Origin of the sequence: Nocardioides panzhihuensis (assembly GCF_013408335.1) — a bacterium.
Lineage (GTDB): Bacteria > Actinomycetota > Actinomycetes > Propionibacteriales > Nocardioidaceae > Nocardioides > Nocardioides panzhihuensis.
In genome coordinates, this window is record NZ_JACBZR010000001.1 from 5,805,968 (window position 1) to 5,817,619 (window position 11,652).

At 71.2% G+C, this 11,652-nt stretch carries 10 protein-coding genes; 1 reads left to right on the forward strand and 9 read right to left on the reverse strand.

What is annotated here, in order from left to right:
• Nucleotides 1-46: 46 nt before the first annotated feature.
• Nucleotides 47-1,150, reverse strand: coding sequence for a citrate synthase 2 (locus BJ988_RS27460; RefSeq protein WP_425490894.1), 1,104 nt, complete (start codon nucleotides 1,148-1,150; stop codon nucleotides 47-49).
• A 68-nt stretch (nucleotides 1,151-1,218) separates the two neighbouring features.
• On the opposite strand from BJ988_RS27460, the gene pdxH reads away from it, so the two are divergent.
• Nucleotides 1,219-1,866 carry a pyridoxamine 5'-phosphate oxidase gene (gene pdxH, locus BJ988_RS27465; protein WP_179660995.1) on the forward strand — a complete coding sequence of 216 codons (648 nt, stop codon included), beginning with the start codon at nucleotides 1,219-1,221 and terminating at the stop codon, nucleotides 1,864-1,866.
• Nucleotides 1,867-1,895: 29 nt separating this feature from the next.
• On the opposite strand, the gene BJ988_RS27470 is transcribed toward pdxH, so the two are convergent.
• The 8 genes from BJ988_RS27470 to BJ988_RS27505 form a co-directional block, all read right to left on the reverse strand.
• Nucleotides 1,896-3,260 (reverse strand): phenylacetate--CoA ligase family protein, encoded by a 1,365-nt coding sequence (locus tag BJ988_RS27470; protein WP_179660996.1) that lies wholly within the window; start codon nucleotides 3,258-3,260, stop codon nucleotides 1,896-1,898.
• 4 nt (nucleotides 3,261-3,264) lie between these two features.
• A complete protein-coding gene (locus BJ988_RS27475) occupies nucleotides 3,265-3,891 on the reverse strand; it encodes a phosphohydrolase (RefSeq protein WP_179660997.1) in 627 nt (208 codons plus the stop codon).
• Nucleotides 3,884-5,743 carry a VWA domain-containing protein gene (locus BJ988_RS27480; RefSeq protein ID WP_179660998.1) on the reverse strand — a complete coding sequence of 620 codons (1,860 nt, stop codon included), beginning with the start codon at nucleotides 5,741-5,743 and terminating at the stop codon, nucleotides 3,884-3,886. Before BJ988_RS27480 ends, BJ988_RS27475 begins: the two co-directional genes overlap by 8 nt.
• The gene (locus BJ988_RS27485; RefSeq protein ID WP_179660999.1) at nucleotides 5,740-6,417 is read right to left on the reverse strand and encodes a potassium transporter Kef; all 678 of its coding nucleotides are present in this window, start codon (nucleotides 6,415-6,417) and stop codon (nucleotides 5,740-5,742) included. Before BJ988_RS27485 ends, BJ988_RS27480 begins: the two co-directional genes overlap by 4 nt.
• The gene (locus BJ988_RS27490) at nucleotides 6,414-7,979 is read right to left on the reverse strand and encodes a MoxR family ATPase (RefSeq protein WP_179661000.1); all 1,566 of its coding nucleotides are present in this window, start codon (nucleotides 7,977-7,979) and stop codon (nucleotides 6,414-6,416) included. The genes BJ988_RS27485 and BJ988_RS27490 overlap by 4 nt, the downstream gene beginning before the upstream one ends.
• A complete protein-coding gene (locus tag BJ988_RS27495) occupies nucleotides 7,976-9,025 on the reverse strand; it encodes an AAA family ATPase (protein WP_179661001.1) in 1,050 nt (349 codons plus the stop codon). Before BJ988_RS27495 ends, BJ988_RS27490 begins: the two co-directional genes overlap by 4 nt.
• Nucleotides 9,018-9,641 carry a nicotinamide riboside transporter PnuC gene (gene pnuC, locus BJ988_RS27500; protein WP_179661002.1) on the reverse strand — a complete coding sequence of 208 codons (624 nt, stop codon included), beginning with the start codon at nucleotides 9,639-9,641 and terminating at the stop codon, nucleotides 9,018-9,020. The genes BJ988_RS27495 and pnuC overlap by 8 nt, the downstream gene beginning before the upstream one ends.
• A gap of 167 nt (nucleotides 9,642-9,808) precedes the next feature.
• Nucleotides 9,809-11,524, reverse strand: coding sequence for a S8 family peptidase (locus tag BJ988_RS27505; RefSeq protein WP_179661003.1), 1,716 nt, complete (start codon nucleotides 11,522-11,524; stop codon nucleotides 9,809-9,811).
• Between the last annotated feature and the right edge of the window lie 128 nt (nucleotides 11,525-11,652).

Here is an 11,652-nt window from a genome sequence, read left to right on the forward strand (position 1 = left end):
ACACGTCGAGGCCCGGGCTTCGCTGAGTCGCCCGGGCCAGGGCACGTCACTTCGCCCAGTCGGCCTTCCAGCCCTCGACCGCGTCGGCGGAGCGGGGTTCGGGGCCGGTGTAGATGGCGCTCGGGCGGATCAACCGGCCGGTCCTCTTCTGCTCCAGGATGTGAGCGGACCAGCCACCGGTGCGGGCGCAGGTGAACATCGAGGTGAACATGTTTGCCGGGATCTGGGCGAAGTCGAGCACGATCGCTGCCCAGAACTCGACGTTGGTCTCCAGGACACGGTCGGGGCGGCGGGCTCGCAGCTCCTCCAGCGCCGCCTTCTCCAGGGCCTGGGCGACCTCGTAGCGGGGCGCGTTGAGCTCGCGGGCGGTGCGGCGCAGCACCCGCGCACGCGGGTCCTCGGCGCGGTAGACGCGGTGGCCGAAGCCCATCAGCCGCTCGCCGGAGTCGAGCAGGCCCTTCACGTACGCGGAGGCGTCGCCGGACTTCTCGACGTCCTCGATCATGCCGAGCACGCGCGAGGGCGCGCCGCCGTGCAGCGGGCCGCTCATCGCACCGATCGCGCCGGAGAAGGCCGCGGCCACGTCGGCGCCGGTGGAGGTGATCACCCGGGCGGTGAAGGTGGAGGCGTTCATGCCGTGCTCGGCGGCCGAGGACCAGTAGGCGTCGATGGCGTGCGCGTGGGCGGGGTCGGCCTCGCCGCGCCAGCGGATCAGGAAGCGCTCGGCGAGGGTCTTGCCATTGTCGACCTCGCGCTGCGGAACGATCGGCAGGTGGATGTCGCGGGCCGACTGGCCGGCGTACGAGAGGACCATGACGGCAACGCGGGCGAGGTCCTCGCGGGCCTGCTCGTCGGAGATGTCGTAGGTCTGCCCGAACCCGAAGGCGGGCGCGAGCATCGGGATGGCGGCCTGGACGTCGACGCGCACGTCACCGGTGTGCACCGGCAGGTTGTAGGCCTCGGCGGGCGGCAGGCCCGGACCGTATGAGCCGTCGATCAGCAGACCCCAGACGTTCTCGAACGGCACCCGCCCGACGATGTCCTCGATGTCGACCCCGCGATAACGGAGGGCCGAACCCTCTTTGTCGGGCTCTGCGATCTGGGTCTCGAAAGCCACGACGCCCTCGAGACCGTGCTGTACCTGGCTCACTGCCTTCTCCAATTCTCCTAGTGTCGTCCGCATTCTGCCCCACGCGTACAGAAGATAGGCTCGACGGCATGGATCTGGCGGCTGAGCTGGCGGCAGCAAGAGAGAACTACACCCGCAGCGGGCTGCACGAGGACGACCTCGCGACCGACCCGTTCCTGATGTTCGAGAGGTGGTACGCCGAGGCTCGTGACGCGGGCATCGTCGAGCCGAACGCGATGGTGGTCTCGACCGTCTCGGCCGACGGTGCGCCCTCGTCGCGGACCGTCCTGCTGAAGGGATTCTCGGCCGGCGGCTTCACCTTCTTCACCAACACCGCCTCGCGGAAGGGTGAGGACCTCGCCGCCGACCCGCGCTGCGCGGTGCTCTTCCCGTGGCATCCGTTGGAACGGCAGGTACGCATCGACGGGTTCGCCCGCGAGCTCCCCCGGGCAGACGTCGAGGCCTACTTCACGCAGCGGCCGCGTGGCTCGCAGCTCGGCGCCCACGCCTCCCACCAGAGCCGAGTCGTCTCCGGGCGCGAGGAGCTGCAGGCGGCGTACGACCAGGTCGAGGCGGAGTTCGAGGGCAGGCCGGTCCCGGTGCCGGAGGAGTGGGGCGGCTACCGCGTCGAGCCGACGAGGGTGGAGTTCTGGCAGGGGCGACCGGGGCGGATGCACGACCGGCTCGTCTACCGCCGTGAGGGCGACGGCTGGCGTACGGAGCGGCTCGCCCCCTGACCGATCCGACGGCCCGGTGATGGAGTGGATCAACCAGGAGGCGTGATGCCACCTCGAGGGACAGCCGACCGATAACGCCTGGGCTTGCCCTCGCCCAGGTCGGCGAGGGTCTCGACGCGGCGGACGGTGACGTCGCGGCTGAGCAGGGCGCCGAGGCGCGCGGCGACCGTGCCGGCGTCGCCGCCGGCGATGGTCGCGACGACGGCACCGTCGGCGGCCTGCTCGACGGACCAGCCGCGTGCGCCGGCGTCCTGGAGATGCTGGGTGAGGTCGACGGAGGGGATCAGGGCTCCGGTCGGCGAGGTGAAGACGGTGGCCTCGCGCCCCTCGAGCGCGTCGATCGCGAGGTGGCCGTCGACGCGGACCAGGCGGCCGGTGTCGCCGGTGCGGTAACGGGTCAGCGGAAGGAAGGCGTTCTCGCCCGCGGTGACGGCGATCTCGCCGATCTCGCCCTCGGGGAGCGCGATGCCGTCAGGGCCGAGGACCTCCACGTGCACCCGCCGATCGGCGACGACGAACGGGCCGCCGTCCGTGCTGACCGCCACCGGACGGGTCTCGTGCAGGCCGTAGACGTCCAGCACGGGGCACTCGAAGGTGCGCGTCAGGTCGGCGCGCAGAGTCGCGCTCAGGGCCATCGCGGACGAGACGATCGCGATCGGGCGTACGACCTCGCGCAGGTCGAGGAGATGCTCCAGGGACGTGGGATGGCCGGAGACCACCTGCGGGTCGGCGTCCCGCAGAAACGCCCGCTGGTCCTCGCGCGCCCACTCCCCGGGGTGCAGGTTCACCCGCGCCACCAGGCTCTCGCCGAAGCCGGGAGCGACCGAGACGTACGTGAACGCCTGGCGCTGCCACACGACCTGCACCACGGCGAAGCGGGCCGGATCCGGCGCCCAGTCGCCGGTCAGGCCGGCGACCAGGTCGCGCAGCCAGTGGAACCCGCGCGCCAGCTCGTCCGGATCGTCAGGCATCACCAGCGCCGCCCCGGTGCTCCCCGAGGAGGTGCCGTGCAGCATCCGCCCGTAGTCGGCGTCCAGCGGCACGAAACCGCCGATGTCGTCGACCAGGTTCTGCCGGGTGATCAGCGGAAAGTCGCGGAGCGTCGCGAGCGGCCCCCGGTGACGTCGGTACGCAGGGAGCGACCGCGCCACGGCCAGGTGCCGCTCCAGCCAGCCCGGGAGCGGGAGCTGGGCCCGGGCCGCCTCCTGCTCGGCGGGCGTGAGCCGGTGGCCGACCCGGTGTCGCCAGACCGGCGCGGCGGGATGGCCGTCCGCCGCGGCCAGCCGAGCCGCGCCGGCGGTCGACAGGCCGGGCCAGCGCTCGGCGTCGGTGAGGGCGGCCGACGCCATCGGCGTGTATTCGGCCAGGTGGAGCGGGTCCGGTGTCTCGCTCAAGGGCTCACTCCGGGCTGTAGCGGGTGGCTGCCTCACGCGCCCGCGCTTCTTCAAGCCGCCGCCGGATCTCCGAGCGGTGCTTCCGGTCGCGTCGGGCTCGCTCCAGCGCCTCGGCGCGGGCGGCGGAGTCGAGGCGGGACAGGATGGCGCGGGCGTTCTGCTCGCTCTCGCCGCCCGGACACTGCCCGCACCAGAGCAGCAGGGTGCGTGCCGCCTCCTCCCGACGCTCGGCCTCCTCGACCCAGCGCTGCGGTTCGACCACGGCGGCGAGCCTCAGCGACATCGCCAGCAGCGCCCGGTCGAGACGATCGACCCGCAGATCGGTCGAGAGCCGACCGGCGAGCTCCTGGGAGGAGACCAGCCACAGCACGACGGCCACGCCCTGCTGAGCCACGACCTTCGAGGTCGCCACGGCCCTCCGGGCCGACGCGATGACCGGCCCCCCGGACTCGTCCAGCACGTCCCCGGCCAGCGCCACGATGTCGACACCGTCGTCGAGGAACCACGACGGCGTGGTCGAGAGCCGGGCCATCACCTCGTCCACAGTCGGACCCGGCGCCAAGCCGTCCCAGGCGGCGTCCAGATCGAGCTCTTCGTCGAGCCAGGCCTCGAACAGCTCCTCGTCAACCATTGCGCGTTCCCTTCGGTGTACCCGAGGCTCGATGGCCGGCGATCCGCTCGGCGAGCGCCGCGCACGCCGCCGGCGCCTGCAGCACGTCCGGGATCTCGGCGACGTCGTAGCCGAGACGATCGGCCTGCTCGCGCCACTGCCCGCGCCAGTAGCCGATGATCATCAGTGACCCGGTGTCGATCACGCGCCGCACGGCAGCGGCCACACCGGCGTACTCCTCCTGGCCGCGACCGAGGAACGTGTCGAGGCCGGCGTCGGAGAGCACGACGAGGTGGCGCTGCCCCGCGGCCGGCCGTTGGGTCTCGGGATAGCGGGCATGCAGGAGGTCCAGGGGAAAGGTGGTGCCGCCGCCGAAGTAGGTGGTCAGCTGGCGCATGATCTCGACCCGGTCGCGGGTGTAGACGCTGTCGCCGGCGACCTGCCCGGCCGCGCTCCACGAGGTGACCCGCACCCGCCCGCCGCCGCGCAGCACCGAGAGCGACAGGATCGTCCCGGCGACGATCGCCGCCGAGCCGCGCTGCGGGTGCGTCATGGACCCGGACGAGTCGAGGTAGAGGTCGAGCAGCACGGGTTCGTGGTCGACCTCGGGCTCGTCCGCGATGAACGTACGCCGCCGCGTGGTCACCCCGGGAACGAAGACGGCTCCGGTGGTCAGTGTCGCCGGCCAGTCCAGCTCGGCCAGGTCGTCGCCGAGCTCCCACTCCTCCAACGGGCCGGGGATCGCGGGCCCGGCCGGGGCCAGCCCGCGCTGCACCAGCGGCGCGACGTGCGGACGCGCCTCTGCCTCGTACCAGGCCGCCATCACGGCGTTGGGGTCTGCACCGGCCATCAGCTCCAGCGTCCGGGCCAGCCCGAGGGCCTGCCCGCTGCCGTCGGTGGCGGTCGCGGCCGCGGCGTCGGCGGGAACCACCTCGGCGTCCTCGGGGTGCACCAACGGCTTCTGCAGCCGTGGGTCGCCGATCGCTCCGGCGAGCTCGGCCGCGCTGGGGGCACCCGGCGAGTCCTCGTGGCACCCGCTGCTCTTGAACCCCAGCAGCAGATAGGGCGCCATCACCATCGCCCACGGGATCGCCCCGCTGACCGGATCGGCGGCGAGCGTACGCACCACATCGGCCACCGTCGTCGCGTCGTGAGCCGGGTCGAGGCTCGCGCGCGGGTCGTACTCGAGCTCGGCGACCTCCCGTTTGAGCTGGTAGGCCTCGTTTCGCTGCTTCGACTTCGAGCCGTGCAGCCGGCGCCGGGCGTTGCGGAGCTGTTGCTCATAGTCCGCCTTCCACCGCGTCGGCGGCTCGGACCAGGCGAGATCGCCCTCGGGCAGCCGCCAGAGCAGCTCGTACGCCCGCTGCACCACCCACCACAGCTCGTTGTCCTCGGCGCCGCGCAGCCCCTTGGCCAAGGTGGGCGCGGCCAGTGCCTGGGTGAGCTGCACCATGTCGGGGGTCTCGCCAGGGGCGAGCCGGGCGCGCTGCAGCTGCATCACCCGGTCGTTGATGAGCATGTCGGACCACAGGTTGGCGCAGAAGCCGCTTGCGGCGGCCAGATCCAGTCGGTGACGCCGGTCGTAGAGGTCGATCACCCGGGCCATCTGCTGGCGGATCTTCAGTGAGTCGACCCGGGTGCTGGGGGAGAGCACGTGGTGACCGATCTCGTGGGCGAAGACGCTGGTCAGATGGTTCTTCCCGCCATGGCGCGCGAGCTCGCCCGGGTCGACGTTGACCTCAGGCGGGAAGCCGAACCAGGCGAAGCTGCCCTGGTCGGAGCGGGTGTGCACGACCGGGTCGTGGAGGTCCACGCCCCACAGGTCGAGGGCCGCCTCCCAGGCCTCGCGCTCGGCCGCGGTCGGTGCCCTCACGCGGCCTCCCGCACGACCTCGAGCAGGTAGGACGTGGGCACGCTGACCACCCGGATGCCGGGGGTTGCGGCGGTTGCGACGGGGTCGCCGGCTTCTGTCGGGTCGCTGTCGGCCGGTGAGACCGAGTGGCCGAACAGGTCGGCGTCGATCTCCCACAGCTCCTCGCCGACCTCCACGAGCCATTGCCCCTCGCCCGTCGCGATGACATCACCGGGGTGGGCCAGCCAAGGCCCGCCGAGCCCGGCGAACCCACCGATCCGGGCGACCAGATAGGCACGTCCGAGGTTCTGCCAAGCCGGCCAGAAGAACCGGTCCGTACGCTGCCCCTCGACGAAGCCGGCCACGTCGGTGCCCGGCATCCCGAGCGTCGCGCCGACGGCGTCCGTGAGCCCCGCGTCGAGGCAGGCCGACACCGCTCGAAGTGCGTCCGTACGCAGCCCGATGACCCCGGCGCGCCAGGCGGCGACGGCGGCCAGATCCTGCCCGACGTCGACCGAGACCGACGTGGGGCCCGCGAGCCCGGCCGCGAGAAACCTGCTGAACAGCTGCGGGTCACCAACCCAGCGGGCGACGTTGGCGACGGCCAGCTCCAGGTCGAGCCCGGCTGCCGACGGCAGTGGCGCCGATTCGCGGCGTACCGCGGCGTTCACCGAGTGCCCAGGTCGCCGGATCATGACCCCTCCAGCCAGTGGAGATAGTTGGAGTAGCGCTGGTGGAGGTACTTCAACGCGACCAGGTCGTCGTAGTCGCGGCCGTAGATCTTGCCGACCTTCGAGATCCGGCCGACCTCCGACTCGATCCGGGTCAGCCGCTGCGAGACGGTCAGCCGGTCGAGCCCGTCAAGGCCGCCGCCCAGCTCCGCGAGCAGGTCGCCTACCGGGTCGGCGCTGTCGAGGCCGAGCGCGATGAACTGCTTCATCGCGGTGTCGAAGAGGTCGATCAGCCAGGATGCCGGGTCGTGGGCGAGCTCCTTGTCGCCGGACTCGAACCGCGGATGCTGCGGGTTGGGGAGCAGCTTGCCGCGGAGCACGAACGGCACCATGGCGCGCACGTCGTCGAGCCCCACGGCCGAGGCGCCTCGGAACCACGCCGAGGCCTTGGCGTACAGGATGAGGGTCTGCAGCGCCCGCACGGAGAGACCGTTGAGCGTCTGCGAGCCGAGGTCGACCACCAGGTCGGCGCCGGAGTTGGCGTCGATGACCGCGCTCACGTCCCCGCCCGCGGTGGCGACGACGTCCTTGGTGCGGTACTCGAAGCGCCGGCCGCCGTGCTGCACGAACTCGAACTGGCCGGTGAAGTACTCCAGCCTGCGGCGTACGTCGGCGGGCAGCGGGACCGCCCGGATCGCGGCCAGCATCGTGGACTGCTCGTCGGGCGAGAAGATCAGCGAGGACGGCACGTGCTCCTCGGGCCGCTCGCCGGCCTCGACCCGGGTGACCAGCTCGTCGAAGAAGCGGCCGTTGAAGCCGAACGCCTGCACGGTGACGTCGAGCCGGTCCTTCAGGGCCTGGATGACCTGGAAGGTGCCGCCGCCCGCATCGTCGTTGGCGGTGAAGAACCAGCTCTCGACGCCCTCCTCCGGAGCGGTCCTACGCAGCTGGTCGTGGCTCTCCACATAGCCCTCGGCGACCATGGTGAGCAGCGCCGACTGGGTCTTGGTGGGGATGCGGTTGTACTCGTCGACGATCTTGACGGGTTCGGTCAGCCAGGACTTCCAGGCGATCGTGATCTCGGCCAACGAGCCCGCGGAGACGAGGTCGCGCGGCAGCGGCAGCCCGACCAGATCCGACACGGTCAGCTGCGGCTGCCCCTGCTGGAGGTGGCGGCGTACGTCCTCCGGGGTCGCCCCGGACAGCACCCCCATCAGCACCGCGAGGGTCGTCTTGCCGCGGCCCGGTCCGCCGATCATCAGGCACTTGCCGCCGACGGCGAAGGTGAGCAGCGGCAGCAGCACGTTGGAGGAGTAGGCCGGCTGGGTCGGCAGCGTGATCTCCGCGCCCGCATCGCCGAGCGGGAACCGGTTGGCCTTCGCGGCGTCGAACTCGACGTCGTAGAAGGGCGAGATCACCGCCTTGTTGACCAACCAGAAATACGTACGCCGCAGCTTCTCGTCCAGCTCGACGGTCTCGTCAGGGGACTTGAAGAGGTCGGCGGCGGTGAGCCCGTCGCGCGGCCCACTGTGGTGGACGTGTGGGACGGTCGGCGACGCCGAAGTCTTCTGCCAACGGTCGTTCATCTACCCAGTTCCTCCAATGACGGGCCGATCCGGTTGCTCTGCCCGAGCAGCGGCTCGAGGAAATCCTTGGCGGCAGCGAGCCGTTCGGCGTGGCTGCCGCGGACCTCGATCCACGGCACCGGCTGGTCGGCCAGCACCTCGCGGAACCGATCCTGCATCGCGTGCCGGAGGTGCTCGCCGTCGCGCAGCCCATCCTGCACGAACGCGATCTCGTCCCCGGTCAGGACGTACGCGACCGGCCTGTGCGCCTCGGCGCGAGCGCGGAGGTGGTCGGGCGTCGGGCCGACGTACCGCTCGTGCCACAGCGTGGTGGCCAGGACGTCGGTGTCGCAGACCAGGACGGGCTTCGGCACCCGGCGCCGGGCGGCGTCCTCCCACCCGATCTGCCGGTCCACGATGAGGTCGAACTCGTCGCTGCGCCAGGGCGTGAACAGGCCGCCGGGACGGATCTCCGACCAGAGCCGGCCGTACTCCGGTACGCAGTGAGTGCCCAGGTCGGCGGCGAGCTCCTCGGCCAGCGTCGTGGTCCCGGTCGACTCCGCGCCGAGCACGACGACCCGCTCGGTGAGCCAGGCGCGTACCGGGGCGGGCAGCTCGGCCCAGCTCGCGGTGGGGTCGAAGCGGATCGCGGTGCCGGAGACCGGGTTCAGCGCCCGTCCCGGATCGACCTGAACCCAGGTCGCGTCCAGCCGCCGGGCGAGCTCCTCGCCGTAGGGGTCGGAGGAGAAGACCGCGTCGACGGGCGCCGGGAGCAGGTCGGAGATGACGACCATGTGCTCGTCCCAGGCCGCCGGGTCGTCGAAGTCGACCCGGGCATCGTCCATCGCGGCGACCACGTGGGCGGTCGGGTGCTCCTCGCGCAGCCACTCCGCGCGCACCTCGAGCGGGATCGTCTCGACCTGGGAGCCGAGGAGCTCGACGGTGACCCGGTCGCAGGCCCGCAGGGCGGCGCGGATGAGCGCCTGATGGCCGGCGTGGAACGGGTAGAACTTGCCGAGCACGAGGCCGTGCCCGAATGCCCTCTCAGATGGGTATGGCTCAGACATGTGCGACCTCCGGCTCGCGCTGGACGGCCAGCACCCTGCGCCAGTCCCGCAGCGCGACCAGGACGATCACGCAGAAGCCGAGATAGAGCACCGCGGTCGGCCACAGTCCCTTGTAGGCGTACAGACCGACGGAGACGACGTCGACGGCCAACCAGACCAGCCAGCACTGCCACCAGCGTCGGTTGAGCATGATCTGCGCGATGACGCTGCCCGCGGTCACAGTGGCGTCGGGCAGCTCGGTCGTGGAGTCGGTGAAGGCGTACAGGACGTACGTGATCGCCGCCAGCGCCACCACGAACCCCAGCGCCAGGAGCAGCAGCGTCCGGGCCGTGGCACCTCCGACGAAGGCCTCGTCGCGGCGCAGGTGCGCCTCCGACTCCCGCCGCCTGGCCATGGCCCAGTCGAACCAGCCGGTCACCGAGAGCACCATGAACATGATCTGCAGCGCCGCGTCGGCGTAGAGCGCGCTGTCGGCGAAGACGACCAGGTAGAGCGCGGTGTTCGCGATCCCCACCGGATAGGTCCACATGCTCCGCCTCGCGGCGAGGATCACGCACGCCGCCCCGGTGGCGACCCCTGCGATCTCGACCCAGTGCGCCACCAGCCAACTCTGCATGGCCGAACACTAAGGGACGGGAAGGGCCCGGGTGCTCGAGATGAGCATCCGGGCCCTTTCGCAGTGGTCGGAATACCCGGTTAACCGGGGAAACCTGCACTTCTCAGGTGTTGCAGTGCCAGAGAAGTGCAGCAATACCCGGTTAACCGGGTATTGCTGCACCCGGGTCAGCGCTTGCCGATCGCCGCCTTGGCGTTGACGATGCCGCTGCCGTAGAAGCCGTTCGGCGCCTCGCCACCCTCACAGGTGTGGGTCGAGGTGGCGGTGGTGCCGTTGGGCAGGTGGCGTACGTAGGTGAAGTCCGCCGGGACCGGGCAGGCCTTGGCGGTGGCCGACTTGCGCAGGATCTTCTCGACCTTGGCGGGCGAGAGGGTCTTGCCGGAACGGTCGTGCTTGCCGTACTTGCCGACGATCAGTGCGGCCACACCAGCGGCGTGCGGGGAGGCCATCGAGGTGCCCTGCAGGTACTGGTAGTAGGAGCACTCGCCGCTGGAGCAGTCCGAGACGGCCCACGGGACCAGGACCTCGCCGGTCGCCGGGTCGATCGCGCCCTCGGCCACGGCCAGGTCGTAGGGGTAGGCGGCCAGGATGTTGGCGGCGTAGTCGCGGGTGCCATCAGCGGTGTCGTACGCGTCGCCACCGGGCGCCGCTACGTCGACGAAGCCGTCGCCGTAGCTGGAGTAGTAGGACTTGCGCTCGGACGGACCGGTGGAGCTCACCGCGATGACCCCGTTGCCCTCGGTCGGCATCGAGGTGCACGACTCCGGGTCGAGCATGTCGCGGACGTACGCCGCCTCGCCGGGCTCGCTGGCGAAGTCGGGGCTGCTCGCGTCGGTCTGCGGCTTGGTGTAGTCGATCGCCTGGTTGCCCGCGGCCGCCACGAGGGTGACGCCGCGGGAGCGGGCGTAGTCGAGACCGCGCTGCATCGCGACGATGATCGTGGCCTGCTCGGCCCGGTCCTCGGCGGAGTCGGCCGGGTGGCTGGTGCAGTTGAACAGCCACGGGTCGACGTAGTAGCTCATGTTGACGACGTCGATGCCGTTGCTGCCGGCGTAGGTCAGCGCGTCGACCGACGGCTGCAGGAAGAAGTAGCCGGAGTCCTGGCCGACGCGAAGGTTGACGATGTCGGCCTGCGGGGCGACGCCGGTGATGCCGACGCCGTTGACCGGCGAGGCGATGGTCGAGGCGACGTGGGTGCCGTGGCCGTTCTCGTCGACGTCGGCCGCGTCCTCACAGGAGGCGTCGGGCTCGTCCGCGCACGGACCGTCGACAGGGGCGCCGTTGGCGTCGACCGGGATGTCGGTGGTGAAGTTGCGGCTCAGCTCCGCGTCGAAGTTGGGCGCGATGTCGGGGTGCGACCCGTCGACACCGGTGTCCATGATGCCGACCCGGACGCCCTTGCCGCGCTCGGTCTTGTTGGCGGCCGCGGCGTCGATCTGCTCCATGTCCCACTGCAGACCCGAGAGCGGCTCCGCGGGCCCCTTGGGCTTCGGCTTCTTTGGCGCGGTGCCCTTGGCGCCGCTGCGGAACTCGGTCTCGACCTTCGAAACCTCCTTCTTGCGGGCCTTGCTCGCCGCGTCGGGGGTGGTGGCGCCCACGGCCCGGTCCTGGGCGGCGCCGACGAGCGCGTCCGAGGCGTTGGCCGCCTTGGCGAAGCCCTCGCCCGCGGTGACCGTCGCGACGCCGATTGCACTGTTCTCCGAGACGATCTCGCCCCCGGCGGCCTTCACCGCGGCACGAGCGTCGGCGGCCGAGGATCCCTCGGCATATGCCACGACATAGCGGACCTCCTGGTCGGAGGTGGCGTTGCCCGAGCTCGCCATGACGAGGGTGCCGGTGACCCCTAGCGCGACCGCGGCCGCGCCTGTCAACAACCTACGCATGCTGTCTCCATTCCGGATTCGGTGATCGAGATTGTCGGATCACCGCTGCCCTGGCCCGAGTCGGCCTGACAGTGCGCCCCAGCATGCCTTAGTCGGCATCCGGCGAACAGGGTTTAGACGCAGGCTTC